Here is a 25851-nt window from a genome sequence, read left to right as displayed (position 1 = left end):
CGTCAACGCGGCAGTGTTGCCGGAGCGTCACGGAGGTGTGAGGTGCGGGCGGACCGGGGAATGTTTGGCCGGAAGCTGCTGGTCTGCGGCATTCACACCTCATGGAACACCGTGGGGGACGGTGAGTTCTTCTGCTTCGACTGCGGCGGCGACCGCAACTTCCGCCGCCGTACGGGCCGTCGCCGCTTCACCCTGCTCGGCATTCCACTGCTGCCGCGCGGTGCCGCGGGCCCCGTCGTCGAGTGCACGGGCTGTCACGGCCACTTCGGCATGGACGCCCTCGACCACCCGACCACCGCGCGTTTCTCGGCGATGCTCCGCGACGCGGTCCACACGGTGGCGCTCGCCGTGCTCGCCTCGGGCGGCACCGCGTCGAGATCCGTCCGCGAGACCGCCGTGGCGACGGTGCGGGCGGCCGGTCTCCACGACTGCACCGAGGATCAGCTCACCGGGCTGATCGAGGCGCTCGCTGCCGACACGGGCCGCTTCGTGACGGACGTCGGTCCGTACGGCGCCGCGCTCGCGATCGAGCTGCATGAGGCGCTGGAGCCGCTCGCGCCGCACCTGGCGCCGGCCGGGCGGGAGTCGATCCTGCTCCAGGGGGCGCGGATCGCGCTCGCGGACGGGCCGTACAGCCCGGCCGAGCGCGAGGTCCTGTCGACGGTGGGCGCGGCGCTCCAGCTACCGCCGGACGACACGGCCCGGCTGCTGTCGTCGGCCCGCACACTCTCCCCCTGAGCCACCCGCACTGCCCCGCGCCGTGCTGAGCCGACCCGCCCCGCAGCCCACTGCGCCGCACCGCCGCATGGCATCACCCTGCCTCGCGCCGCGCCGCGTTGGGTCGCCCTGCCGCCTGCCGCCTGCCCCGAGTCGCGCCGCACCCGAGTCGCGCCCCGGCCTCCGGTGCGCTGCCGACCGCGCGAAGCCCCCGCCGTGGGCAGGCGGACCCGGGCGGGGGCGTACGGGAGCCGGTGGCCCCGCGGGAGTACCGCGGGACCACCGGCCGTTGTCACGCTCTGATCAGGCGATCCTAGAGGTACCAGAACCCGTAGATGCCGTTCGGCTCGGCAGACTTCTGGTAGAAGGTGATGCCGCCGACGGAGCAGTTGCCGCTACCACCGGAGAGCAGGCCGAGCGCGGCGTTACCGGCGAACAGCGGGCCACCACTGTCACCGGGCTGGGCACACGCGTTGGTCTGGATGGTGTCGTACACCAGGACGCCGCCGCCGTAGTTCACCGTGGCGCTGGTGCTGAGGACCGTACCGGTGCGGTAGCCGGTGGTGCTGCCACTGCGCTCGATGCGCTGTCCGACGAAGGGCGTGCCCTGGCCCGTGATGTCACGGTAGGTGCCGTTGTACAGGTAGACCCGGCCGTCAGCCGCGGCGGGGTTGGAGTGGTGGAGCACACCGAAGTCGTTCACCGGGAAGCTGGTGGCCGCCACGTTGCCCACCGGTGACCAGGGGGAGCCGAGGCGGGTGCAGTGACCGGCGGTGAGGGCGTAGTTGGCGGCTCCGTTGGTCACGTTGAAGCCGAGCGAGCACCGGGAGCCGCCGCCGTATATGGCCTCGCCGCCCGCGATCATCACGGCGAACTTGCCGGCCGTGCGCTTGATCTCCAGCTTGCCGGCCTGCGAGCCGGCAGCCTTCTTGATCTTGTTTATCTCGGCGGCGGAGACGGTCGAGTCCGCCGTGATGACAACCTTGCCCTTCGCCTTGTCCGTGTACCAGGAGGTACCACCGATGTCCGAGCTGAGGACGGCGCTGCTCGCGGAGGCGAGCTGGGCCGCGGTCGCCTGGGCGGGCGCCGGTTCAGCGGACGCGGTCGGGGCAGCCAGTGCGGCGGCGGTCACCATGCTGGCCGCGACGGCCACTAGCTTTGCGCGTCCGGAGATGCTGCTGAGCGGTAAAAGGCGCTTGATCTTCACGTACATCCTCCCGATGAATCCTGAACTCCTCCGAAGGAAGGAGTCCTTGACAGTCCGTGGTGGCAGACCCTCTGACGTGGGCGGTCATGGGCCTGTCAATCGCGGTGCTACGGATCCTGCGGGGCGGTCGGCCCCTCGACAAGTTCGCCTTTCGGACGGGCTATGAGCGTTCGTCGGCGGTCCGGGGAGGTTGGCCGGTTCGTGCCCCCACCACCCTTCAGGGCTTGGTGGGGTGGTGGGACGCTCCTGGGGCCGGTGCGTCATGGCGGAATGTCTTCCGTCGCGTTCCGGGCAAAATCAGGGGATCTTCCCGACCGGCCGGTCGGTGTCGGATGCGGGTCGCGCCCACGGTGAACGGCGTTCGTGATCCTGGCCGCTCAGTGTGGTGATGGAGCGTGAACAGTCGTTCACGTAGGGCCATGTGACGGCGTGTCACCCTGCGGCATGTCATGTACACGTGCATTCATTCCGGTACGTGGCCCCGGCAATCGCCCCCAGAAATAGCGCGGTTGGGGCGGTCGTGAGCCATGGCGGCCGGAATGAAATGTGGAGCTGGCCGGACGTGGCCGCGAAAGACATCCACGGCCTTGTGTCGATGTTGGCGATTTGCGCCCATCGGCACCCTTCGACCACCCCGCCCCGGTGTCCGGTTATGCACGCCGCATACTCCCCGGGGGGTATGCGGCGCCCCGTTCCACCCCGGGCGGTACCTCCTGTCCCGCTCTCCCGTTCGACGATTCCGCGCCCCGCTGACGGAAATCCAGTCCTGAGCGCCCCTGCGGGACCCTCCGTGGCCCCACCCGTACCGCCGTGTGGTGGCCGCCGCCCGCCTACCCGTACCGCCGCCCACGGCACCCCTCTCACCTGCGCCGCCCGTACGGCCGCCCGCGCGGCGACGCCCGACCGTGCCGCTCGTACAGCCGTGCGTGGCGACCCCCGCCGGTACGGGACAATGGGTCCATGAGTCTGTTCCGTGACGACGGGGTCGTCCTCCGCACCCAGAAGCTGGGCGAGGCCGACCGCATCATCACGCTGCTCACCCGCGGCCACGGCCGCGTCCGGGCCGTCGCGCGCGGGGTCCGGCGCACCAAGTCGAAGTTCGGGGCCCGGCTGGAGCCGTTCTCCCATGTCGACGTGCAGTTCTTCGCCCGGGGCAGTGAGCTGATCGGCCGCGGCCTCCCGCTCTGCACCCAGGGCGAGACCATCGCTCCGTACGGTGGCGCGATCGTCACCGACTACGCCCGCTACACGGCCGGCACCGCCATGCTGGAGACCGCCGAACGGTTCACCGACCACGAGGGCGAACCCGCGGTCCAGCAGTATCTGCTCCTCGTCGGCGGGCTGCGCTCCCTCGCCGCCGGTGAGCACGCCCCCCATTTGATCCTCGACGCGTTCCTGCTGCGCTCCCTCGCCGTCAACGGCTACGCGCCCAGTTTCGACGACTGCGCGCGCTGTGGTCTGCCCGGGCCCAACCGCTTCTTCTCCGTCGGGGCGGGCGGCGTCATCTGCGGCGACTGCCGGGTGCCCGGGAGCGTCGTACCCTCGGCTGAGGCCGTCGGACTGCTCAGCGCGCTGCTGACCGGCGACTGGCCCACGGCGGACGCTTGCGAGCCGCGGCACGTCAGGGAGGGCAGCGGACTGGTGTCCGCCTATCTGCACTGGCATCTGGAGCGCGGTCTGCGCTCACTGCGATATGTAGAGAAGTAGAGAAGTAGAGAAGTAGCACGAGAGGGAGATGTGAGCCGCATGGCACGACGCGGAATCCTGGGCAGGTCCCGCCGCGAGTACAAGACCCCCGAGCCGCTCCCCACCGGTGAGCGACCGCCGAAGATCCCGGGGGAGCTGGTCCCGAACCACGTGGCCTGTGTCATGGACGGCAACGGCCGCTGGGCGAAGGGGCGCGGGCTGCCCCGCACCGAGGGCCACAAGGTCGGCGAGGCCGTCGTGATGGACGTGCTCAAGGGCTGCTTGGAGATGGGCGTCAAGAACCTCTCCCTCTACGCCTTCTCCACCGAGAACTGGAAGCGCTCGCCCGACGAGGTCCGCTTCCTGATGAACTTCAACCGGGACGTCATCCGCCGACGCCGGGACGAGATGGACGAGTTGGGCATCCGGATCCGCTGGGTCGGCCGGATGCCGAAGATGTGGAAGTCGGTCGTCCAGGAGCTTCAGGTCGCCCAGGAGCAGACCGTCGACAACGACGCCATGACGCTGTACTTCTGCGTCAACTACGGGGGCCGCGCGGAGGTCGCCGACGCCGCGCAGAAGATTGCGCGGGATGTGGCGGCGGGCAAGCTCGACCCGGGCAAGGTCAACGAGAAGACGTTCCAGAAGTATCTGTACTACCCGGACATGCCGGATGTGGATCTGTTCCTGCGGCCCAGCGGCGAGCAGCGCATCTCGAACTATCTGATCTGGCAGAGCAGTTACGCGGAGATGATCTTCCAGGACGTGCTCTGGCCGGACTTCGACCGCCGTGATCTGTGGCGGGCCTGTCTGGAGTACGCGCAGCGGGACCGCCGTTTCGGCGGCGCCATCCCCAACCAGCCGTAGCGCGGTCCGGGAGACGGACGGATGGGCCCCGGGGGTAAGTCCCCCGGGGCCCACCTGCTGGGGACGTCAACAAGTGCCGGACGTCCATAAACGCCGGACGTCAGGTGCCGGACGTCAGGAAGTGCTGCCCGCGCACTCCGCGCAGGTGCCGAAGATCTCCACCGTGTGGGCCACGTTCACGAACCCGTGCTGTGCGGCGACGGTCTCGGCCCACTGCTCGACCGCCGGTCCCTCGACCTCCACCGCCTTGCCGCAGAGCCGGCAGACCAGATGGTGGTGGTGGTCGTCGGTCGAGCACCGGCGGTAGACCGACTCACCGTCATTCGTCCGCAGCACATCCACTTCGCCCGCGTCCGCGAGCGACTGGAGTGTGCGGTAGACCGTGGTCAGGCCCACCGAGTCGCCCCGGTGTTTGAGCATGTCGTGCAGTTCCTGAGCGCTGCGGAACTCGTCCACCTCGTCGAGCGCTGCCGCCACCGCCGCGCGCTGCCGCGTCGACCGGCCTCGCACGGGGGCCGTGTTTCCGCCGCTTGGCGCCGTCGCCACAGGTGCCTCCTCGCCTCGCCCCATCATGCTGTCGGGGCCAATTCTGCCAGGCCCGGCGTCAGACCTTGACGTCGTCGTCCGGGCGGTGCGTGACTGGCGCATCGCCGGCGCATCCCCCGGGGGCCTTATCCGTGCCCGCGCCCCCGCCCGGTCCGGTCCCTCCCGGGCCCGGGAGGGGCGCGGTCCGCGCCCGTGCCCTGACCCGCGCGAGCGGCCCCGCCAACGCGGTCAGCACGATGAAGATCGCGATGGCGAGCAGCACGATCGTCGCGCCCGGGGGCACGTCCTGGTAGTACGAGGTCGTCGTGCCGGCCAGCGCGACGACGGTGCCGATGCCGACCGCCAGCGCGAACGTCGCCCTGAAGGAGCGGGTGAGCTGCTGTGCCGCCGCCACCGGGACCACCATCAGCGCGCTCACCAGCAGCAGGCCGACGACGCGCATGGCGACCGAGACCGTGACGGCGGCGGTGACCGCGATCAGCAGATTCAGGGCCCGCACCGGAAGCCCGGTGACCCGCGCGAACTCCTCGTCCTGGCTGACCGCGAAGAGCTGGCGCCGCAGCCCCACCGCGACCAGCACGACGAAGGCCGCCAGCGCCCCGATGGCGGTGAGATCGGCGTCGGAGACGGTCGAGAGCGAGCCGAAGAGGAAGGAGCCGAGATCGGCGGTGGAGCCGGTGTCCGAGACGTTGATCAGCAGGACACCGCCTGCCATGCCGCCGTAGAAGAGCATCGCCAGCGCGATATCGCCCCGGGTTCGCCCGTACATCCTGATCAGTTCCATCAGCACTGCGCCGACGACGGAGACCAGGGCCGCCATCCAGATCGGGTTGGTGGAGAGCAGGAAGCCGAGGCCGACACCGGTCATCGCGACATGGCCGATGCCGTCGCCCATCAGCGCCTGCCGGCGCTGGACCAGATAGATGCCGATGGCGGGCGCGGTGATGCCGACGAGCAGGGCCGCGATGAGCGCCCGCTGCATGAAGGCGGTCTCCAGGATTTCCATGGTCAGCTCAGCAGTCCCGTGCGGAGCGGCTCGTCGGCCGCGTGCGGATGTACGTGGTCGTGGCCGGGGAGGGCGTGCTGGCCCACGGCCTTCGGCGGCGGGCCGTCGTGCACGACACAGCCGTCGCGCAGGACCACCGCGCGGTCGATGAGCGGCTCGATCGCGCCCAGCTCGTGCAGGACGAGTAGGACCGTCGTGCCGGCCGCGACCTGTCCGCGCAGCGTCTCGGCGAGGATCCCCTGGCTGGCCAGGTCGACGCCCGCCATCGGCTCGTCCATGATCAGTAGTTCGGGTTCGGGGGCGAGCGCGCGGGCGATCAGCACCCGCTGGTGCTGGCCTCCGGAGAGCGCGCCGACGGAGTCCCCGGCGCGGTCGGTGAGCCCCACCAGATCGATGGCCCGGTCGACGGCGGCGTGGTCGGCCCGGGAGAGCCGTCCCAGCCGGGTGCGGGAGAGCCGACCGGAGGTGACCACCTCGCGCACGGTCGCGGGCACACCGCTCGCGGCGGTGGTGCGCTGCGGCACGTAGCCGACGCGGGACCACTGCCGGAATCGGCGCAGCTCGGTGCCGAAGACGGTGACCGTGCCCGCGGAGAGCGGTACCTGTCCGATCACGGAGCGTACGGCGGTGGACTTGCCGGAGCCGTTGGCGCCGAGCAGGGCGATGACCTCGCCGCTGTGCACGGTCAGATCGATACCGCGCAGTACGGGGCGTCCGCCGAGCGAGGCGCGGGCCCCGCGGAGGGCGATGACGGGGGTGCCCCCGGCGGTGCCGTCCGGGCGGGGGCCCGATGCGGCGGGGTCGGTGGCGGGTCCTATGGCGGGGTCGCTCATGACTGCCTTCCGAGTGCCTTCTGGAGCGCGGTCAGATTGGACTCCATCACCTGGAGGTAGTCGTCGCCCCGGGACTTCTCGGTGATTCCTTCGAGTGGATCGAGGACATCGGTCACCAGACCAGTGTCCTTGGCCAGGGTCTTCGCCGCGCGGTCGCTGGCCAGGCTGTCGAAGAAGACCGTGCTCACCTTGGACTTCGCGGCAATCGTCTGAAGCTCCTTGATCCGGGCGGGGCTGGGCTCGGCCTCGGGGCTGATGCCCGCGATGCCCTCCTGGTCCAGCCCGTACCGCTCGGCGAGGTGCCCGAAGGAGGAGTGGGTGGTGATGAAGGTCTTGGTGGCGGTGTTCTTCAGCCCCTGCTGGTAGGCGCTGTGCAGCCCGTTGAGCTTGCCGACCAGCGCGTCGGTGTTCTTCTGGTACGCGGCCGCGTTCTCCGGGTCGGCCTTGGCCAGGGAGGCGCCGACGCCCTTGGCGACCTCCGCGTACTTCACCGGGTCGAGCCAGATGTGCGGGTCGCTGCCGTCCTCGTGGCTGTGCCCGTGGTCGTCGGCGCCCTCCGTCTCGCCCTCGTGGCTGTGGCCGTGATCGTCGGCGGCCTCGGTCTCGGGGTGGGCCGGCGCCGCGGTGTCGGTCAGGGCCGCGGCGTCGATCTTGTGCTTGACCTCGGACTGGGCGATGGCCTTGTCGACGGCGGGCTGGAGGCCCTTGAGGTAGAGGATGTAGCCCGCGTCGTTGAGCTGGGCGGTCTGGCGGGGCTTGAGCTCCAGATCATGCGGCTCGACACCCGGCTTGGTCAGGGTGGAGACGGCGACATGAGCTCCGCCGATCCGCTCGGCGAGGAATTCCATGGGGTAGAACGACGCGATCACCTTCAGCTTGCCGTCCTCGGTGCTGTCGGCGGCGTCCGAGGAGGAGCAGGCGGAGACGGCCAGCAGACCGAGGGCGGCGGCCCCGGCGGTGGCCGTGGTGCGTATGTGGCGGCGTACGTTCATGACACTCATTTTCAACAAAAGTGGAAACGATTGTCAACAAAGCGGTGATCCTGTCACCTCCGCCACCGTTTTGTTCCGGGCACCCCGTACCCCCGGCCAACCGATTTGATCCGAGGGGTGCGCACGCCGGTAATCTGAAGCATTCGCCGTTCGTCGTCGTCATCAACGTCGTCATCAATGTCGTCATCAATGAAGAGAGCACCGTGGCCGCCGACAAGATCGACACCATCGTCAGCCTCAGCAAGCGCCGTGGCTTCGTCTACCCGTGCAGTGAGATCTACGGCGGTCAGCGCGCCGCCTGGGACTACGGGCCGCTGGGCGTCGAGCTGAAGGAGAACCTCAAGCGTCAGTGGTGGCGCTACATGGTCACCTCGCGCGAAGACGTGGTCGGTATCGACTCGTCGGTGATCCTGGCGAGCGAGGTGTGGGAGGCGTCCGGCCATGTCGCCACCTTCACCGACCCGCTCACCGAGTGCACCTCCTGTCACAAGCGTTACCGCGCCGACCACCTCGTCGAGGCGTACGAGGAGAAGCACAACGGCCGTTCCCCGGAGAACGGCCTCGCCGACCTCAACTGCCCCAACTGCGGTAACAAGGGCACTTTCACGGACCCCAAGCAGTTCTCCGGCCTGCTCTCCACGCACCTCGGCCCCACTCAGGACTCCGGCTCGGTCGCTTACCTCCGCCCGGAGACCGCGCAGGGCATCTTCACCAACTTCGGTCAGGTGCAGCAGACCTCGCGCAAGAAGCCGCCGTTCGGCATCGCGCAGATGGGCAAGTCCTTCCGGAACGAGATCACTCCCGGCAACTTCATCTTCCGGACCCGTGAGTTCGAGCAGATGGAGATGGAGTTCTTCGTCAAGCCCGGCGAGGACGAGGAGTGGCAGCAGTACTGGATGGACCAGCGCTGGAACTGGTACACCGGCCTCGGCATGCGCGAGGAGAACATGCGCTGGTTCGAGCACCCGAAGGAGAAGCTCTCCCACTACGCCAAGCGGACCGCGGACATCGAGTACCGCTTCCAGTTCGGCGGCAACGAGTGGGGCGAGCTGGAGGGTGTGGCCAACCGCACCGACTACGACCTCTCGGCGCACTCCAAGGCGTCCGGTCACGACCTGTCGTACTTCGACCAGGAGGCCGGCGAGCGCTGGACGCCGTACGTCATCGAGCCGGCCGCCGGTGTCGGCCGCGCGATGCTGGCCTTCCTCCTCGACGCGTACAACGAGGACGAGGCCCCCAACGCCAAGGGCGTCATGGAGAAGCGCACCGTGATGCGCCTCGACCCGCGCCTCGCGCCGGTCAAGGTCGCGGTGCTGCCGCTCTCGCGCAACCCGCAGCTCTCCCCGAAGGCCAAGGGGCTCGCCGCCGACCTGCGCAAGAACTGGAACATCGACTTCGATGACGCGGGCGCGATCGGCCGCCGCTACCGCCGCCAGGACGAGATCGGTACGCCGTTCTGCGTCACCGTCGACTTCGACACCCTCGACGACAACGCGGTCACCGTGCGCGAGCGCGACACGATGACGCAGGAGCGGGTCTCGCTGGACCAGATCCAGCAGTACCTCGGCGCCCGCCTGCTCGGCTGCTGATCGCCGCGCGCCGCCCGGCGCGGGGCTGACGGCTCCGGCGCGGGCCGGTAGGGACTGGTGAGGGCCGGTCGGGGACACCCCCGACCGGCCCTCTTCCGTACCCGGATCCGGCCCGTCCGGGCCCCCCGGCGGAGCGAAAAAAACCGGTGCTTCCCCGCGAGTGGGGAAGGTAAGGTCATGCCTATGTCTTCGTTCTTCCAGATCTACGAGTGAGAGAGCGGCGGTCTGACTCCGCCCTCATCTGACGATTCCCCAGTCACTTCTCACCACGATGGGAGAGCCCCGTGGCCAAGAGCCGTAACAATCTCCTCGGTGTCGGTGGACAGCGCAAGAAGCTGTCCCGCTCCGAACAGCAGGGCAATGGACCGACCCGTAACGCCGACCGCAGGGTGGCCGCCGACCAGAAGGCGGAACTGCTGCGGAAGATGCGCGAGCGGGGCGAGCCGGGCACCCAGCAGACGCCGGAGTCCGAGCCGGCGCCGGACGCGCAGGACAAGTAGCCGACAGCCGGCCGGTCGAGCGAGGCCGTCGGTATGACACCGGGCCCACCCGCTGCGTTCGGGTGGGCCCGGTGCTGTGTGTGGAGCCGACGCGGGAGCCGAGGTCGAGGGGGTACGGGGGGCCGGCGCGAGGTCCCGGCCCGGGCGGGATGCCGGCCGTCGAGGGGCCGCCGCGCACCCGGCGCTCCCCCGGGACCGCCGGGGGGTGCGCGACGGCTCCCCTCGCCACCCGTGTGCCGGGGTGGGGGGCCGGGACGGCCTTTCGGCGGTCCCGGTTGAGCTCCGGCGTGGAGTGGCGATGCTCATCCTGCCCGGGGTGTGGGGGTCGGGACATCGTGGAAACCCACGAACTCCGGCGCGGAGTACGGGGCATCGCGACAGCTAGCCGAAGCGGCGGTTCCCGTCCCTTCCTCGCCGGGGATTCAACGCCGGTCGACGGAGCGGGTGTTCAGTCGCGACCGTTTGACGGAGCGGGTTGTTCAGTCGCGACCGGTGTTCAGTCGCGGGAGAAGGTGACCGAGGGGCGCGGGGTGGGACCGCCCAGGGTGTGGGCGCAGCGCCGGGCCGTGCGCTCGGCCCAAGGACCGCTCGTCAACGTGCCCACCACCAGCACACAGAGGCCACACCCCGCGAGGATCCACCACGCCGTCCGGCTCGCGTCCACGAAGGACGTGCCGTACGCGGGGGAGCCGACGGCACCCGTCACCCCTGCCGCCAGCACCGCGCCGATCACGGCCACCCCCAGCGTCTGGCCGATCTGCCGGCTCGTGGACGCGATCGCCGCCGCCACCCCGGCCTGCTCCTTCGGCATGCCCGACACGGCCGTGTTGGTGATCGGCGCGTTCACCATGCCGAAGCCCACGCCGAACAGCACATAGCCCGTGAACAGCAGCGTGTTCGACGTCTCCGCATCGAAGGCCGCGAAGAGCACCCCGCACGCCGCCATCGTCGTCCCCGCGATCACCAGGGAGAGCCTGGGCCCCCGGCTGCCCACCATGCGGCCCGAGAGCGGGGCGCAGATGAACGTCAGGCCGGCCATGGGCAGCATGTAGAGGCCCGCGTCGAGGGCGGAGAGACCGCGCACGTCCTGGAGATAGAGCGTGTTCAGGAAGAGGAAGCCGCCGAGCGAGGCGAAGGCGCACACGGCGATCACCGTCGCGCCGCTGAACGGCGCGCTCCGGAAGAACCGCAGATCGATCAGGGGCTCGCGGCGCCTCGGCTCGTACAGCACCACCCCCACCAGGGCCACCGCCGCGAGCAGCCCGAAGACCAGGCTCGACTCGATGATCGAGTACGTCAGGGACCCGAGGAACACCATGATCAGGAGCTGGCCGACCGGATCGGCCCGCCGTGCTCGCGGGGCGCGTGACTCGGGGACGTACCGCCAGGTCAGGGCGAGGGCGGCCACCCCCACCGGCAGATTGACCCAGAAGATCGACCGCCAGCCGATCGAGTCCACCAGCACTCCGCCCACCAGCGGTCCCGCCGCCATCGAGATTCCGACGACACCGCCCCAGATGCCGATCGCGCGGGCCCGCTCGGCCGGTTCGGTGAAGGTATTGGTGATGATCGACATCGCGACCGGGTTGAGCATCGAGCCGCCGACCGCCTGGAGCGCCCGGAACGCGACCAGCGACTCCAGATTCGGCGCGAGCGAGCAGAGCAGCGAGCCGAGCGTGAAGAGCACGAGTCCGGCCATGAAGACCTTGCGCCGCCCGATCCGGTCGGCGGTGGAGCCCGCGAGCATCAGCAAGGAGGCGATCACCAGGGTGTAGGCGTCGATCGTCCACTGGAGACCCGACACCGACGCGTGCAGTTCCCGGCCCATCGAGGGCAGTGCCACATTGAGGATGGTGTTGTCGAGGCTGACGATCAGCAGACTCATGCAGCAGATCGCCAGCACGAGCAGCCGCCGTCGGGATGTCAGCTCGGGCATGGGCCGATCGTACGGATGGCTAAGGAATTCCGACCCACGCATCGCCGTACGCGACAATGGGCTCATGACCACGCTCGCCATCGGCCCCCACGCCGTACAGCCGCCCGTGGTGCTCGCGCCCATGGCCGGCATCACCAATGCCCCGTTCCGGACCCTGTGCCGGGAGTTCGCCGAAGGCGTTCGGGGGTTCGGGGGTCGTCCCACGGCGGATGCTGCCGCCGATGGCGTTCGGGGGTTCGGGGGTCGTCCCACGGCGGATGCTGCCGCCGATGGCGTTCCGGGGTCCGGTGACCGATTCACGGCGGATGGTGTCACCGAAGGTGGTCGCGGTCCCGGTGACCGGCCCGCGGTGGGTGCGGTCGGCGGGCGCAAGGGGCTCTTCGTCAGCGAGATGATCACCACGCGCGCCCTGGTCGAGCGCAATGAGAAGACCATGCAGCTCATCCACTTCGACGCGACCGAGACCCCCCGCTCGATCCAGCTCTACGGAGTGGACCCGGTCACCGTCGGCAAGGCGGTCCGCATGATCGTGGACGAGGACCTCGCCGACCACATCGACCTGAACTTCGGCTGCCCGGTCCCCAAGGTCACCCGCAAGGGCGGCGGCTCGGCCCTCCCGTACAAGCGGCCCCTGCTGCGCGCGATCCTCCACGAGGCCGTCACCAACGCCGACCGGCTGCCGGTCACCATGAAGATGCGCAAGGGCATCGACGACGACCACATCACCTACCTCGACGCCGGCCGGATCGCCGTCGACGAGGGTGTCACCGCCATCGCCCTGCACGGTCGCACTGCCGCCCAGCACTACGGCGGTACGGCCGACTGGGACGCCATCGCCCGGCTCAAGGAGCATGTGCCGGAGATTCCCGTGCTGGGCAACGGCGACATCTGGTCGGCCGACGACGCCCTGCGGATGATGCGCGAGACGGGCTGTGACGGTGTCGTGGTGGGGCGCGGCTGCCTCGGGCGGCCCTGGCTCTTCGGCGATCTCGTGGCGGCGTTCGAGGGCACCGGCGGATACGCGGCGCCCACCCTGCGCGAGGTGGCCGGCGTCATGCGCCGCCATGCCGAGCTGCTGGGGGAGTGGATCGGTGACGAGGCGCGCGGGGTGATCGACTTCCGTAAGCACGTGGCCTGGTACCTGAAGGGCTTCTCGGTCGGCTCCGAGATGCGCAAGCGGCTGGCGATCACGTCCTCGCTGGCGGAGCTGGACGAGCAGCTCGGGCTGCTGGAGCTGGACCAGCCGTGGCCGGTGGGCGCGGACGGGCCCCGGGGCCGCACCTCCGGCAACAACCGCGTGGTGCTGCCGGACGGCTGGCTGAAGGACCCGTACGACTGCGCGGGCGTCGGCGCCGATGCGGAGCTGGACACCTCCGGCGGGTGACGGCCCCGGGCCCCCTGGCCTGGTCGGTGACGGTCCCGTGGCCGGGCGGGTGACGGGTCCCCGCCTCCCCGTCGCCGGGTGGAGCGGCACGGGGTGCCACGCAGTTGCATCCGGGCCGACGGGCGCCCGGATGCGAGCCACTCTCCATAGCGCCCCTCGCTGGTCCGAATGGTGGACCCGAGGGGCGATTTCACGCGTGATTCTCGACACCCTTGATAGGGGTGGCGCTCAGATGAGCGATTTTGGACTGGGTGCATCTTTCTGAGGAGTGGCACTAAGTGCCACCTGTCATGACGTCACCCCTTCAAGTGACGAGCACTCTGAGTGACATGATGGCGGGCTTTCGCTTGCTGAGGGTGTTGATGTCTTCAGAAGGCGAAAGATCGCCCCGCTTCCGGTCATCCGGAGGTCACCTTTCGATCCGCTGGCGGAAGAGTGGTTACAGCCGTACGTCGGCCAAGTGGACGTACCCAGAAGCCTTTGATCTGGGTATGTTCCTCGCCGTCAGGGCAGCCACCGAGCCTTCGAGGAGTCGAGAGCCGTGTTGGAAAACAAGGATCACCGGGATCAGAAGTTCGTTTACGACTTCACCGAAGGCAACAGGGATCTGAAGGACCTCCTCGGCGGCAAGGGCGCGAACCTCGCGGAGATGACCAACCTCGGTCTGCCCGTGCCTCCGGGCTTCACCATCAGCACCGAGGCGTGCAAGGTCTACCTGGACAGTGGCGATGAGCCCGCCGCCCTCCGCGACGAGGTGAGTGCGCACCTCGACGCCCTGGAGCGGTCCATGGGCAAGCGGCTCGGTCAGGCCGACGATCCCCTCCTGGTATCCGTACGGTCCGGCGCCAAGTTCTCCATGCCCGGCATGATGGACACCGTCCTCAACATCGGCCTCTCCGACGAGTCCGTGGCCGGGCTCGCCCGGCAGTCCGGTGACGAGCGCTTCGCCTGGGACTCGTACCGCCGGCTCATCCAGATGTTCGGCAAGACGGTCCTCGGCGTCGAGGGCGACCTCTTCGAAGAGGCGTTGGAGGAGGCCAAGGACGTCAAAGGTGTCGAGGTCGACACCGACCTCGACGCGGCCGACCTGAGCGAGCTGGTCACCCAGTTCAAGAAGATCGTCAAGACCCGGGCCGGGCGCGACTTCCCGCAGGACCCGCGCGAGCAGATGGACCTGGCGGTCAAGGCGGTCTTCGATTCGTGGAACGGCGACCGCGCCAAGCTCTACCGCCGCCAGGAACGCATCCCCAACGACCTCGGCACCGCGGTCAACATCTGCTCGATGGTCTTCGGCAACCTCGGCCCCGACTCCGGCACGGGCGTCGCCTTCACCCGTGACCCGGCCAGCGGCCAGCAGGGCGTCTACGGCGACTACCTCCAGAACGCCCAGGGTGAGGACGTCGTCGCGGGCATCCGCAACACGGTCCCGCTCGCGGAGCTGGAGACCATCGACAAGACGTCGTACGACCGGCTCATGCAGATCATGGAGACGCTGGAGAACCACTACCAGGACCTCTGCGATATCGAGTTCACCATCGAGCGCGGTCAGCTCTGGATGCTCCAGACCCGGGTCGGCAAGCGCACGGCGGGCGCCGCCTTCCGGATCGCCACCCAACTGGTCGACCAGGGGCTCATCGACGAGGCCGAGGCGCTCCAGCGGGTCACCGGCGCCCAGCTCGCCCAGTTGATGTTCCCCCGCTTCGACGACGACGCCAAGGTCGAGCTGCTCGGCCGGGGCATCGCCGCATCGCCGGGCGCCGCCGTCGGCAAGGCCGTCTTCGACTCGTACACCGCCGTCAAATGGTCGCGCTCCGGCGAGAAGGTCATCCTGATCCGCCGGGAGACGAACCCCGACGACCTCGATGGAATGATCGCCGCCGAGGGCATTCTGACCTCGCGCGGCGGCAAGACCTCGCACGCCGCGGTCGTCGCCCGGGGCATGGGCAAGACCTGTGTCTGCGGCGCCGAGGAACTCGAAGTCGACACCAAGCGGCGGCGGATGACGGTGAACGGGACGGTCGTCGAGGAGGGCGATGTGGTCTCCGTCGACGGCTCCACCGGCAAGGTCTACATCGGCGAGGTGCCGGTGGTGCCGTCCCCGGTGGTCGAGTACTTCGAGGGCCGGACGCACGCGGGCGCCGACGACGCCGACGAACTGGTCGTCGCGGTGCACCGGATCATGGCGTACGCGGACCGGATGCGCAGGCTTCGCGTACGGGCCAACGCCGACAACGCCGAGGACGCCCTGCGGGCCCGTCGGTTCGGCGCCCAGGGCATCGGGCTCTGCCGCACCGAGCACATGTTCCTCGGTGAGCGCCGGGAGATGGTCGAGCGGCTGATCCTCGCCGACACCGACGACGAGCGCGCCACCGCGCTGGAGCAGTTGTTGCCGCTCCAGAAGAAGGACTTCATCGAGCTGTTCGAGGCGATGGACGGACTGCCGGTGACGGTCCGGCTGCTCGACCCGCCGCTGCACGAGTTCCTGCCGGACATCACCGAACTGTCGGTACGGGTCGCACTCGCCGAGGCCCGCAAGGACCACAACGAGAACGATCTCCGGCTGCTCCAGGCCGTCCACCGGCTGCACGAGCAGAATCCGATGCTGGGGCTGCGGGGCGTACGCCTCGGTCTGGTCATCCCCGGCCTCTTCACCATGCAGGTCCGCGCCATCGCCGAGGCCACCGCCGCCCGTAAGGACGCCAAGGGCGACCCGCGCGCCGAGATCATGATCCCGCTGGTGGGGACGGTGCAGGAGTTGGAGATCGTACGGGAGGAGGCCGAGCAGGTCATCGCCGAGGTGCAGGCCGCCACCGGCGTCGAGCTGAAGCTCGCCCTCGGCACGATGATCGAGCTGCCGCGTGCGGCGCTGACGGCCGGGCAGATCGCCGAGGCCGCCGAGTTCTTCAGCTTCGGGACCAATGACCTCACCCAGACCGTGTGGGGCTTCTCGCGCGACGACGTGGAGGCGTCGTTCTTCACCGCCTACCTGGAGAAGGGCATCTTCGGGGTCTCGCCGTTCGAGACCATCGACAGGGACGGGGTCGGCGCGCTGGTGCGGGACGCGGTTGCGGCCGGCCGGGCGACGCGGCCCGACCTCAAGCTCGGGGTCTGCGGGGAGCACGGCGGTGACCCGGAGTCGGTGCACTTCTTCCACGAGGTCGGCCTGGACTACGTCTCCTGCTCGCCGTTCCGGATTCCGGTGGCGCGGCTGGAGGCGGGGCGGGCGGCGGCACTCTCGAAGGGGAGCGACTCGCGATGAGCTTGGGGCGCGTGGCGCGTGCCGCCGAGCGCTGGTCGTCGGGCGCGAGTCGCGGGGCCCTGTGGCGGCCCGGTCCGTCGTCGGCCGGACGCTGAGGCTCGGTCGGTCGGTCTGACCCTGGTGGTCGGCCGGTCGACCGGCCCCCCGAGGCCCGATCGGTCGGGTGGTGGCCCCGGGGGGAAACACGTGGGGGCGGGCGCCTTGTGCGGGGCGCCCGCCCCCACTTCCGCGCCCACCCGCGCGTCGGTTTCGCGCCGATCTGGTCTCCTCCCGCGCTCGTCGCGCCTCCGTGCGCGCCCCCGCGCGAGCAGCGCCGGAAGTGCCGGTGCCATGGCCACCGATGGTCATCCCGGCGCCTCTCCGGGGCCCGGGTCGCCGCGCCACGAGGGCTCGTAGCCGGCCGTGTCCGGGCGCTGGCGGGCGCCTCTGGCGGCCCCTGAGAGGATTTCGTGGCCGCGGCCTGCCGCCCTGCCGCACCGGGTGATCCGCCCTTCACGCACCGCCTTCGGCACTTCCGAAATAACCCTGCGGAATTTCCGCCGCGGCCGGATCTTGACGTAAGCCTAAATTCTGTCGTTCACGCCGCAAACAACGGGCGGAGCGCGGCCAGTGGATCCCCATCCACGGGCCGCGCTCCATTACCCCGGCCGGACAGGGAGCCGCACCTTCTGTCACCCGCCGCCGGATGCGCGAAGCCCCCCACGGTCTTCAACCCATCCTTCGGAGACAGAAGGAACCTGCCCGACGCCGTACAGCCTTTCGGTTCGCACCCGACCCCGGCGAGACATTTCAACTCTGGCTGAAACTCCGTGGTGACCGCCTGTGATGGCGTGCATACTCAGTGAACGGGGCGATTGCGGGTGCAACAGTGGGGGTCCAATGCTTCGTATCCATTTCTCCGCCGACGACCTGGCCAGAGTGAGAATGGCGGTCAGGCCGGATGTGTTGTGGGAAACGATTCTGAGTTTTCATCGATTGAGAGAGCGGCGTCGTGCTCAGATGTTCGGTGAATGGCGCTCGGAAACCCGCGCGCGGTTGAATGGTGAAACAAGCCTGCTGGCGGCGCTGGTGCCGCCCCGGGGCTATTTCCCGGACTTTCTGACGCCGCCCGAAGGCGCCGGTGGCCTGGAGTCGGGTCTGGCGGCGATCCGCGCCACATCGCCGGAGCGGCTCCATTCCGAACTGACTCTCGCATCAGTAGGCCGTGGAGCCCAGTTGCCGGGCCGGCTTGCCGCGCTCGCCGAGGGCGGGGTCGAGCAGCTCGCCCGGCTCATCTCGGTGCTCCGCAGCTACCACCGCGCCGCCATTGAACCGTATTGGACGCAGATACAGGCCAGAGTCGAGGCCGATCGCGCCGTGCGCGGGCGTGCGCTGCTCGACGGTGGCGCGAGCGAGCTCCTCGGCTCGCTGCCTCCCGTACTCCGCTGGCGGGCACCCGTCCTGGAGTCCGACTACCCCGTCGAACGTGAACTGCGCCTGGACGGGCGGGGGTTACTGCTCCAGCCGTCGTTCTTCTGTCGGGGCACGCCCGTCGTCTACCGCAACGCCACCCTCCCGCCGGTGCTCGTCTACCCCGCCGCCCACACCCCCGATCCGGCCTTCGGCGAGGTGAGCGCGTCCGCCCTGACGCCGTCGCTCGGGCGGCTCGTCGGGCATACGCGATCGGCCGTGCTCCAGGCCATCCGGTACGGCTGCACGACCAGTGAACTCGCCCGCCGGGCCGGGGTCTCGCTCGCCTCCGCCAGCCAGCACGCGGCGGTGCTGCGGGACGCCGGCCTGGTGCTCACCCTGCGGCACGGCAATGCCGTACTCCACACCCTGACACCGCTCGGGGCGGCGCTGCTGCGGGGCGGTGCGCCGGCCGAGGCGACGAGCTGAGCAGCCGTTCGACGGTGTCAGGGGGCGCTCTCGCCGGGCCGCTGTGGGGGTTCGCCGCGAAGGGGCCACCCCCTGTCTTTCATGATCATCGGGGGGTGCAGAATGACCCGTATGCCGATAACGAGCACCCCGAAGACGGCGACGATCGACGACGCTCCGCTTGTCAGCCGCACGCTGGCCCGCGCCTTCGACGACGACCCGATGATGCGCTGGTTCTTCCCCGACGACTCCTCTCGTGACGCGGGGCTTGGCCGATACTTCACCACCCTCTTCACCCGGCAGTACGCCCACCACGGCGTGTGCGAGCGCACCGACGCGGCGGCGGCCTTCTGGGTGCCGCCGGAGGGGCAGGAGAAGGCCGTTCCCGACGCCGAGACCATCCAGGAACTCCAGGACATCCTGGGCGACCGGGCTCCGCTCTTCCGCGACGCCGTCATGGCCGCGGCCGAGCACTCGCCGCAGGAGCCGCACTGGTACCTGGCCGTGATCGGCGCCGACCCGGTCGCCCAGGGCCAGGGGCAGGGGGCCGCCCTGCTGCGCTCCGGCCTCGCCAAGGCCGACGCGGCGGGCCTGCCCGCCTATCTGGAGTCCTCCAAGCCGTCCAACCTGCCGGTCTACGAGCACTTCGGCTTCGTCGTGCGCGGGGAGCTGGAACTGCCCGGCGGTGGGCCGGTGCTGTGGTCCATGCGGCGTGACCCCCGTCCCCCGGCCGGGGCGTAAGGCGGGGGTGTAGGGCCGGGGTCTGAGGACCGTCCGACGCACTCCCTGACGGGGCCGCCCGTCAGGGAGTGCGGTCCTGGTCCGTGAGCCGGAACCGAAGCCGGCAGATCACCGCCTCGGTGTCCCGGCGCACTGCGTGCGCCACCACCGCCCCCCGCTGGTTCTGGAGCAACCGCTGCCAGAGCCGGTCGGGTTCCACCTCCGGGATCAGCACCGTGACCCGGGTGCCCGGGTGGTACCGGTAGACCCTGCGGACGTACTCCGACACGGGCCGCCCTATGGCCCGGTGCTCCGAGTACAGCTCGACCAGCTCCACCCCCGGATTCCACCGTTCCCAGTCACGGCGCAGCGCCCTGGTCGCCTCCCGGTCCTCCGGGTCGGGATGGGTGACCGTCACGGCCCGCACCTCGTCGCCCAGGGACACGGCGGCGTTCACCGCCTCGCAGGTCAGCAGGGACAGATGCGATACGGGGACGATGACGAGCGACCTGTCCCGGTGCGGGGCGGCGGGCACCCGGCCGAGGCCGATGCGCTCGTCGATCCGCCCGTACGCCCGGTGGACCCGTTCGAAGAGCACCACCAGCGCGGGCAGCGCGATCACGATCAGCCAGGCCCCCTCGGTGAACTTGGTGGCCGTGACGACCACCGCGCTGACCCCGGTGAGGACGGCGCCCAGACCGTTGAGGGCCGCCTTGCGCCGCCAGCCGTCGGACCGCTCCTCGCGCCAGTGGATCACCATGCCGGTCTGACAGATGGTGAAGCCGACGAAGACACCGATCGCGAAGAGCGGAACGAGGGTGTTGGTGTCACCGCCGGAGAAGACCAACAGGAGCGCGGCGACGGCGGCCAGGGCCACGACCCCGTGCCGGTGCACCTCGCGGTCGGCCTTCAGCCGGAAGACATGGGGGAGGTGGTTGTCGCGGGCGAGCAGGGACATCAGCACGGGCAGCCCGCCGAAGGAGGTGTTCGCGGCGAGCGCCAGCAGGACGACGGTCGCGAACTGCACCACGTAGAAGCCCCAGTTGTGGCCGAGTGAGGCGTCCGCGAGCTGGGCGAGCACGGTGACGCCGTCCACCGGCTGGAGATGGAACCTCGCGATGAGGACCGAGAGCCCGATCAGCATCACGCCCAGCAGCGCGCCGAGCGCCACCTCCGTGTGCTGGGCGCGTCTGACGGCCGGCGCGCGGAAGGACGGCACGGCGTTGGCGACCGCCTCGACCCCGGTCAGCGCGGAGCAGCCGGAGGCGAACGCCTTGAGGAGCAGCAGCGCGCCCACCGTGGTGGCGCTCTCGCCGAGCGCGGACGCATGACCTGCCGCGGCCTCCGTGGACACCGGGGCGTCGCGGAAGAGCCCGACGACGATCACGGTGAGGATCGAGCCGACGAAGACGGCGGTGGGCACGATGAACGCCTTCGCCGAGTCGGCGATCCCCCGCAGGTTCACCCCCGTGACCAGGACCAGCACGGCGAGACAGAGCGGCAGCCGGTCGTCATGGAGGGAGGGGAAGGCGGAGGTGAGGGCGGCGACACCGGCGGTGACGGAGACCGCGACGTTCAGTACGTAGTCGAGGACGAGCGAGGCCGCCGCGAACAGCCCGGTGCGCGGGCCCAGATGGGCGCGGGCGACGGCGTAGGAGCCGCCGCCGTTCGGGAAGGCGGCGATGACCTGGCGGTACGAGGCGACGAGCACGGCCAGCAGGGCCGCGATGGCGAGCGTCACCGGGAGGGTGAACCCGAGCCCGGCCCCGCCCGCGACCGCGAGGACGAGGACGATGGCCTCCGGCCCGTACGCCACCGATGCCATCGCGTCGAGGGAGAGGGCGGCCAACCCCTGGAGGGCGGTGAGCCGATGCCGGTCGCCCGAGACGATTCCCCGCGGCGGGGTCAGCGGGGCGAGCGCGGGGACGGTCGCGTCGCCGGACCTTCCGGGGGGCGTGGAGAGAGCGGTCATCGTGGCTGGTTACCTCCGGTGATGGAGCCCTTCGGTGCGGGCAGCCCCAGCGTGAGGGCGCGATTTTCGGGCCACGCGCCTTTTTGTCGTGACTCTTGCGCCGGACCGGCCGGTCTTCACGCGATGTTGACGCGTGGCGTAGGGAAACCGTCAGCGCTCGCGCGGCCTCGCGGACACGGGCGGCGGGTGGGCCTACCGTCCCGGCCATGGAAAACGAGTCTGGTGGGACCGTGCTGGCGGCGGACCGACGCTGGCTGATCGATCTGTGGGCCGCGGTGTTCTGCGCCCTCAGCCTGTTCGTCCTCCTCCATCTGGTGGACCTCGCGGCGGGGCGGCTCGACGCCCCGCGCTCCGGGCTGTGGAGCGGACTCGGTCTGACGTTGTTCTGGGTCCTCTATCCGCCCCGGGTGACCGTCGGGCACAACTGGATCTCGGTGCGCGGGCTGCTGCGCGAGCGCCGGGTCAGCACGGATCTGCTCACCCAGGTCGCCCGCCGTGGTGGCGTCGCCCAGCGGATCGTGCTCCGGGACGTACGGGGCGGGCGGGTCGAGGTGGACCCGACGACACTCATCGACAACCCGCTCATCTGGCACGAAGTGGACAGGGGTGCCCGCAGGGCGCGGGAGTGCGGGCTGCTCCGCACCGGTTCGGCGGTGCTCGACGGGCTCTCCGAGCGGATCGAGTCGGACACGGTACGGGGGGTGTTCGAGGCGTCCGGTCTGCGGTGAGGTCGTGGCAGGTCCTGACGGGTCTGACGGGTCCTGACGGGTCTGACGTGTCTGACGGGTCCTGGTGGGTCCCGCTGGGTCTGGCGGGTCCTGCCGGGGGTGTCGAACCAGCCTCGCTGTTGCCGGGCTTTCGCCGCCGCGACTAGGGTTGATGCCATTGCCGCGCCCGTCACCACCCGGTGGACGGATGATCGAGGAGGTGAGCCCCATTACCGCTGTCGCAGGTCGGGTGCTCTCGTCCCACGGCCCCCACGAGGTCGGCTGAGAGAGCGCTCTTCGGTTCTTCCGAAAGGCTCCCATGTCCGTGCTCCCGCCACCGTCCCGTCCGGGTCTCGCCTCCCCTCTGCCCCCTGCCACCCCTCCTGCTTCCCACACCTCCCATGCCTCTCCCGTCTCTGCCGCCTCTGCCGCCTCGCTCTCGGTCGTCGGCAGGCTTCGCGCGGCGGGCTGTGTCTTCGCGGAGGACGAGGCCGCACTGCTGATGGCGGCCACCGTCGACGCCGCCGATCTGACCGCCCTGGTCGACCGCCGGGTCGCCGGACTGCCGCTGGAACATGTGCTCGGCTGGGCCGAGTTCCGGGGGCTGCGCATCGCGGTGGACCCCGGCGTCTTCGTACCCCGGCGCCGCACCGAGTTCCTCGTCCACCGGGCCGTCACTCTCGCCCGCCCGGGGGCCGTCATCGTCGATCTGTGCTGCGGATCGGGCGCTGTCGGCGTGGCCCTGGCCGAGGAACTGGCCGGAGAGCCGTCCGGTGAACCGGTCCGGCCGCCGGGCGGGACCCGGGGCGGGGACGGGCCGACCGGTGTCCAACTGCCCGGTGTCCAACTGCACTGTGTCGACATCGATCCGGCCGCGGTGCGCTGTGCCCGTCGTAACGCGCGGGCGGTCGGTGGCCTGGCGTACGAGGGCGATCTCTACGATCCGCTGCCCCGGACGCTCCGGGGCAGCGTCGACGTCCTGCTCGCGAACGCCCCGTACGTCCCCACCGACGAGATCGGCCTGCTGCCGGCCGAGGCCAGGATCCATGAGGCCCGGGTCGCGCTCGACGGCGGTACGGACGGGCTCGACGTACTGCGCCGGGTGGCGGCCGGGGCCGCCGAGTGGCTGGCACCCGGTGGCTCGATGCTGTCCGAGACGAGCGAGCGGCAGGCGGCCGAGGCGCGGGAGATCGTGGCGCGGGCCGGTCTGACGGCGTGGGTGGCGGTGTCGGAGGAGTGGGACGCCACGGTGGTGGCCGGCACGCGGCGGGGGTGACCCGGTCCCGGGCATGAGGGCGGCGCGGGATCACGCTGGGATCACGCACGGAGACGGACCGAATGGACGCCGCGGTGATCTTCTCCTTAGGGTCGGAGATCGTGCCCGACATATCGCTGACCACACTGGTTCTCCTCGCCCTCGCCGCCGCGGCGGCCGGCTGGATCGACGCGGTGGTGGGCGGCGGCGGTCTGCTGCTGCTCCCCGCCCTGCTGCTCGGACTGCCCCAGGCCCCGGCCGCGCACATCCTCGGCACCAACAAGGCGGTCGCCATCGTCGGTACCACGGGGGCGGCCGTCACCTATGTGCGCCACACGCCGGTGAAGGTACGGACGGCGGTGCGGATCGGGCTCGCCGCGCTCGTGGGATCGATGGGCGGCGCCTCCCTCGCGGCCGGGATCAGCAGCGAGGTGCTCCGGCCCGTGATCATGGTGGTGCTGCTGGGGGTCGCGGCCTTCGTCCTGCTGCGCCCCGGCTTCGGCGCGGCTGCCGGCGCGGAGGATGGGCGGCCGGTCACCCGGGCCCGTACGGTCACGGCGATCGTCCTGGTCGGCGGCGGGATCGGCTTCTACGACGGCCTGTTCGGACCAGGCACCGGTACGTTCCTGGTGCTGGCGCTGACCGCCGTACTCCAGTTGAACCTGGTGACCGCATCGGCCACCGCGAAGATCGTCAACGTCTGCACCAATGCCGGCGCGCTCGCCGTCTTCGCCTCCCAGGGCACGGTGTTCTGGCAGCTCGCGGCGGTACTGGCGGCGTTCAATCTCGCCGGTGCGATGGTCGGGGCGCGGATGGCGCTGCGGAAGGGCAGCGGGTTCGTCAGGGGGGTGCTGCTGGTGGTGGTCTTCTCGCTGGTCGCGAAGTTGGCGTTCGACCAGTGGGCGTGAGCGGCGGGCCGGGGCACTCGGGCGGACCGTACGGGCCGGGGAGCCGATGCGCTCAGGCGGACCGTACGCCGATGAGATGCGCGTACGCGACGACGTTCCCCCGGTAGCCGGTCTTCTTGTTGAAACCGCCGCCGCAGGTAATCACGCGCAGCTCGGCGCGGTTCTTCGCCCCGTACACCTTGTCGTCGGGGAAGGCGTCGGCCTCGTACACCTCGATCGCGTCGATGGTGAAGACGGCGGTGCGGCCGTCCGCGCGGGAGACCTCGATCCGGTGGCCCTTCTTCAGTGCGCCGAGGGCGTAGAAGACGGCGGGTCCCCGGGCGTTGTCGACATGCCCGGCGACGACGGCGGTGCCCTTGGCGCCCGGGGGAGTGCCGTTCCGGTACCAGCCGGCGAGATTCCGGTTGGTCGCCGGTGGCACCTCCAGGCTGCCGTCCTTGGCCAGGCCGAGGCCGGTGAGGGGGGTGTCGACCTCGATGTCGGGGATGCTGAGGCGCAGTGGTGCGGCCGGTGGCAGGGGGTCGGCGGCGGCATCCGTGTGCTCGCGGGGTCCGGCCGCGAACGCCTCCGCGGCGGAGGGGATCGGCGGGGTCAGCTGCTGGGAACCGTTCTGCACCAGCCAGACGCCGGCGCAGACGGCCAGGGCCAGGCACCAGCCCTTGGCCTTGGCACTCATCGATCCTCCGGGCTCGACAGACGGGGTCCGGCGCTCGGTATCGGCCCGGTGCCGGGAGGCCGGGGCCCGGCACTCGGTATCGGGTGCGGGGTCCGGTACCGGGATTCGGCCTCGGTAGGGGGAGCCGGGGCCCGGTACCCGGCCTCGGCGGGCGGGCGGGCGGGCGGGGACAGGGGCCGGGGCAGGGAGACAGGGACAGGGGCCTCAGCCTGGCCGGGAGACGGGCTTGGCGAGGAGGTGGCTCCCGGCCCGGGCTGAGGTCGCGGCGAAGACGCGCCCCGTCCCCGGCGGACCCGAGGGCCTGCCGGGAACGGGGGACACGGCAGGCCCTCGGTCAGCCGGGAACGGTCGGGGCCGACCCGTCAGCCGCTCTGCGGGCCGCTCGCCCGGCGCCGCAGGAGCAGGGTCCCGCCGACGGCGGCAGCGGCCAGTACGGCCACCCCCGCCGCGATCTGGGTGGAGTCGGGGCCGACACTGCCCCCGACACCGGTCCGCACATGACCGCTGGGCTGCTCGTTGTGCTGCTGCCCACCGTTCTCGTCGCCGCGGTGCTGACTGCCGGAGTCGTCACCACGGTGCTGACCGGACTCCTCCTCGCGGTGCTGACTGCTGCTGGAGTCGTCATTGCGGTACTTGACGGCCAGATCGCCACTGGCCCGCTTGCTGTTGGAACAGCGCACGCTTATGCCGTACGTCCCCGACTGGGTGCCGTGGGGAATGCGGAACTGACCGACGACGGTCTCCTTGTGCGTCCCCTGGGAGAGATGGAACTCCCGTGCGCCGAGGGAGCGCGCGTCACCGACGGCCTGGCCGTTCCGGCCACAGGCGGTGGTGTTGACGGTGATGGTCGCCCCCGGGGCGGCGGTGGACGGGAACACCTCCAGGGACCCGAAGTCCCCGGCATAGGCCCCGGGGGCACCGAGTCCTATGGTGGCGGCTGCCAACACAGCGCAGGTCAGCAGTCGGACGGTGGTGCGCATGTAGATCCTCCGAGGAAGCGCGTGCGTGTTCGTCACTTCCGAGGTAATGCGCACACCGCGCTCGGCGCCTGCTGATGGGGCGTCAGATTGGCCGCCTTTGTGCGGCGTGTCGCACTGGACAGGCATCATCGCCGCAGGTCAGAAGGGTTCCGGGTAATCGCGAATCGGGCGCGCTGAATGGGTGACGAGGGCTCACCCGAGGTGATCGGGGTGACTCGGGCGAGGTGCTCGGGGTGGCTCACCCGAGGTGATCG

21 protein-coding genes are annotated in these 25851 nt (G+C 70.5%); 12 read left to right on the top strand and 9 right to left on the bottom strand.

The window, feature by feature from the left end; all coding sequences use genetic code 11:
- Positions 1-60: 60 nt before the first annotated feature.
- Positions 61-738, top strand: coding sequence for a TerB family tellurite resistance protein (locus ACH4S7_RS04195; protein ID WP_398519498.1), 678 nt, complete (start codon positions 61-63; stop codon positions 736-738).
- Between the two features lie 292 nt (positions 739-1030).
- Here the strand turns inward: ACH4S7_RS04195 and ACH4S7_RS04190 are convergent, their stop codons facing one another.
- Positions 1031-1924, bottom strand: a complete 894-nt coding sequence (locus ACH4S7_RS04190) for a S1 family peptidase (protein WP_398519497.1) — start codon at positions 1922-1924, stop codon at positions 1031-1033.
- A 960-nt stretch (positions 1925-2884) separates the two neighbouring features.
- On the opposite strand from ACH4S7_RS04190, the gene recO reads away from it, so the two are divergent.
- Both recO and ACH4S7_RS04180 read left to right on the top strand, forming a co-directional pair.
- Positions 2885-3631, top strand: coding sequence for a DNA repair protein RecO (gene recO / locus ACH4S7_RS04185; protein ID WP_398519496.1), 747 nt, complete (start codon positions 2885-2887; stop codon positions 3629-3631).
- A 39-nt stretch (positions 3632-3670) separates the two neighbouring features.
- A complete protein-coding gene (locus tag ACH4S7_RS04180; RefSeq protein ID WP_398519495.1) occupies positions 3671-4477 on the top strand; it encodes an isoprenyl transferase in 807 nt (268 codons plus the stop codon).
- Positions 4478-4591: 114 nt separating this feature from the next.
- Here ACH4S7_RS04180 and ACH4S7_RS04175 read toward each other — a convergent pair whose 3' ends face one another.
- The 4 genes from ACH4S7_RS04175 to ACH4S7_RS04160 are packed head-to-tail and all read right to left on the bottom strand — an operon-like array spanning position 4592 to position 7854.
- Entirely contained in the window at positions 4592-5023 is a 432-nt protein-coding gene (locus ACH4S7_RS04175) for a Fur family transcriptional regulator (RefSeq protein WP_398519494.1), read from the bottom strand.
- Positions 5024-5081: 58 nt separating this feature from the next.
- Positions 5082-6029 (bottom strand): metal ABC transporter permease, encoded by a 948-nt coding sequence (locus ACH4S7_RS04170; protein ID WP_398519493.1) that lies wholly within the window; start codon positions 6027-6029, stop codon positions 5082-5084.
- Positions 6030-6031: 2 nt separating this feature from the next.
- Positions 6032-6862 carry a metal ABC transporter ATP-binding protein gene (locus tag ACH4S7_RS04165; RefSeq protein WP_398519492.1) on the bottom strand — a complete coding sequence of 277 codons (831 nt, stop codon included), beginning with the start codon at positions 6860-6862 and terminating at the stop codon, positions 6032-6034.
- Entirely contained in the window at positions 6859-7854 is a 996-nt protein-coding gene (locus ACH4S7_RS04160; RefSeq protein ID WP_398519491.1) for a metal ABC transporter substrate-binding protein, read from the bottom strand. The genes ACH4S7_RS04165 and ACH4S7_RS04160 overlap by 4 nt, the downstream gene beginning before the upstream one ends.
- A 203-nt stretch (positions 7855-8057) precedes the next feature.
- Here ACH4S7_RS04160 and ACH4S7_RS04155 point away from each other — a divergent pair, with 203 nt between their 5' ends.
- The gene (locus ACH4S7_RS04155) at positions 8058-9443 is read left to right on the top strand and encodes a glycine--tRNA ligase (RefSeq protein WP_398520024.1); all 1386 of its coding nucleotides are present in this window, start codon (positions 8058-8060) and stop codon (positions 9441-9443) included.
- Between the two features lie 284 nt (positions 9444-9727).
- On the top strand, positions 9728-9943 hold the full coding sequence (locus tag ACH4S7_RS04150) for a DUF6243 family protein (RefSeq protein WP_398519490.1): 216 nt from the start codon (positions 9728-9730) through the stop codon (positions 9941-9943).
- Between the two features lie 496 nt (positions 9944-10439).
- On the opposite strand, the gene ACH4S7_RS04145 is transcribed toward ACH4S7_RS04150, so the two are convergent.
- On the bottom strand, positions 10440-11879 hold the full coding sequence (locus tag ACH4S7_RS04145) for an MFS transporter (protein ID WP_398519489.1): 1440 nt from the start codon (positions 11877-11879) through the stop codon (positions 10440-10442).
- Between the two features lie 64 nt (positions 11880-11943).
- On the opposite strand from ACH4S7_RS04145, the gene dusB reads away from it, so the two are divergent.
- The 4 genes from dusB to ACH4S7_RS04125 all read left to right on the top strand — a co-directional run bounded on the left by dusB (position 11944) and on the right by ACH4S7_RS04125 (position 19120).
- Positions 11944-13263, top strand: a complete 1320-nt coding sequence (gene dusB, locus ACH4S7_RS04140; RefSeq protein WP_398519488.1) for a tRNA dihydrouridine synthase DusB — start codon at positions 11944-11946, stop codon at positions 13261-13263.
- 541 nt (positions 13264-13804) lie between these two features.
- A complete protein-coding gene (gene ppdK / locus ACH4S7_RS04135; protein WP_398519487.1) occupies positions 13805-16522 on the top strand; it encodes a pyruvate, phosphate dikinase in 2718 nt (905 codons plus the stop codon).
- Positions 16523-17401: 879 nt separating this feature from the next.
- On the top strand, positions 17402-18400 hold the full coding sequence (locus ACH4S7_RS04130) for an ArsR/SmtB family transcription factor (RefSeq protein ID WP_398519486.1): 999 nt from the start codon (positions 17402-17404) through the stop codon (positions 18398-18400).
- A gap of 102 nt (positions 18401-18502) precedes the next feature.
- On the top strand, positions 18503-19120 hold the full coding sequence (locus tag ACH4S7_RS04125; protein WP_398519485.1) for a GNAT family N-acetyltransferase: 618 nt from the start codon (positions 18503-18505) through the stop codon (positions 19118-19120).
- A gap of 61 nt (positions 19121-19181) precedes the next feature.
- Here the strand turns inward: ACH4S7_RS04125 and ACH4S7_RS04120 are convergent, their stop codons facing one another.
- Complete coding sequence (locus tag ACH4S7_RS04120; protein ID WP_398519484.1) at positions 19182-21071, bottom strand: APC family permease; 1890 nt, start codon at positions 21069-21071, stop codon at positions 19182-19184.
- A gap of 206 nt (positions 21072-21277) precedes the next feature.
- Between ACH4S7_RS04120 and ACH4S7_RS04115 the strand changes: the two genes are divergently transcribed.
- The 3 genes from ACH4S7_RS04115 to ACH4S7_RS04105 all read left to right on the top strand — a co-directional run bounded on the left by ACH4S7_RS04115 (position 21278) and on the right by ACH4S7_RS04105 (position 23941).
- Positions 21278-21799, top strand: coding sequence for a hypothetical protein (locus ACH4S7_RS04115; protein ID WP_398519483.1), 522 nt, complete (start codon positions 21278-21280; stop codon positions 21797-21799).
- Positions 21800-22097: 298 nt separating this feature from the next.
- A complete protein-coding gene (locus ACH4S7_RS04110; protein ID WP_398519482.1) occupies positions 22098-23054 on the top strand; it encodes a HemK family protein methyltransferase in 957 nt (318 codons plus the stop codon).
- Between the two features lie 101 nt (positions 23055-23155).
- Positions 23156-23941: a sulfite exporter TauE/SafE family protein gene (locus ACH4S7_RS04105; protein ID WP_398520023.1), complete on the top strand. Its 786-nt coding sequence runs from the start codon at positions 23156-23158 to the stop codon at positions 23939-23941.
- A 52-nt stretch (positions 23942-23993) separates the two neighbouring features.
- Here the strand turns inward: ACH4S7_RS04105 and ACH4S7_RS04100 are convergent, their stop codons facing one another.
- A complete protein-coding gene (locus ACH4S7_RS04100) occupies positions 23994-24617 on the bottom strand; it encodes a class F sortase (RefSeq protein ID WP_398519481.1) in 624 nt (207 codons plus the stop codon).
- 362 nt (positions 24618-24979) lie between these two features.
- Complete coding sequence (locus tag ACH4S7_RS04095; RefSeq protein WP_398519480.1) at positions 24980-25597, bottom strand: hypothetical protein; 618 nt, start codon at positions 25595-25597, stop codon at positions 24980-24982.
- Between the last annotated feature and the right edge of the window lie 254 nt (positions 25598-25851).

The organism is Streptomyces sp. NPDC020965 (assembly GCF_044333555.1).
GTDB lineage: Bacteria > Actinomycetota > Actinomycetes > Streptomycetales > Streptomycetaceae > Streptomyces.
This window is presented reverse-complemented; position numbering and strand designations above follow the sequence as displayed.

Coding starts and splice junctions, on each gene's coding strand:
- ACH4S7_RS04110 (WP_398519482.1), top strand. CDS start 22,098: ATGTCCGTGCTCCCGCCACCGTCCCGTCCGGGTCTCGCCTCCCCTCTG.
- ACH4S7_RS04130 (WP_398519486.1), top strand. CDS start 17,402: ATGCTTCGTATCCATTTCTCCGCCGACGACCTGGCCAGAGTGAGAATG.
- dusB (WP_398519488.1), top strand. CDS start 11,944: ATGACCACGCTCGCCATCGGCCCCCACGCCGTACAGCCGCCCGTGGTG.
- ACH4S7_RS04095 (WP_398519480.1), bottom strand. CDS start 25,597: ATGCGCACCACCGTCCGACTGCTGACCTGCGCTGTGTTGGCAGCCGCC.
- ACH4S7_RS04115 (WP_398519483.1), top strand. CDS start 21,278: ATGGAAAACGAGTCTGGTGGGACCGTGCTGGCGGCGGACCGACGCTGG.
- ACH4S7_RS04165 (WP_398519492.1), bottom strand. CDS start 6,862: ATGAGCGACCCCGCCATAGGACCCGCCACCGACCCCGCCGCATCGGGC.
- ACH4S7_RS04100 (WP_398519481.1), bottom strand. CDS start 24,617: ATGAGTGCCAAGGCCAAGGGCTGGTGCCTGGCCCTGGCCGTCTGCGCC.
- ACH4S7_RS04120 (WP_398519484.1), bottom strand. CDS start 21,071: ATGACCGCTCTCTCCACGCCCCCCGGAAGGTCCGGCGACGCGACCGTC.
- ACH4S7_RS04145 (WP_398519489.1), bottom strand. CDS start 11,879: ATGCCCGAGCTGACATCCCGACGGCGGCTGCTCGTGCTGGCGATCTGC.
- recO (WP_398519496.1), top strand. CDS start 2,885: ATGAGTCTGTTCCGTGACGACGGGGTCGTCCTCCGCACCCAGAAGCTG.
- ACH4S7_RS04180 (WP_398519495.1), top strand. CDS start 3,671: ATGGCACGACGCGGAATCCTGGGCAGGTCCCGCCGCGAGTACAAGACC.
- ACH4S7_RS04160 (WP_398519491.1), bottom strand. CDS start 7,854: ATGAACGTACGCCGCCACATACGCACCACGGCCACCGCCGGGGCCGCC.
- ACH4S7_RS04195 (WP_398519498.1), top strand. CDS start 61: ATGTTTGGCCGGAAGCTGCTGGTCTGCGGCATTCACACCTCATGGAAC.
- ACH4S7_RS04170 (WP_398519493.1), bottom strand. CDS start 6,029: ATGGAAATCCTGGAGACCGCCTTCATGCAGCGGGCGCTCATCGCGGCC.
- ACH4S7_RS04125 (WP_398519485.1), top strand. CDS start 18,503: ATGACCCGTATGCCGATAACGAGCACCCCGAAGACGGCGACGATCGAC.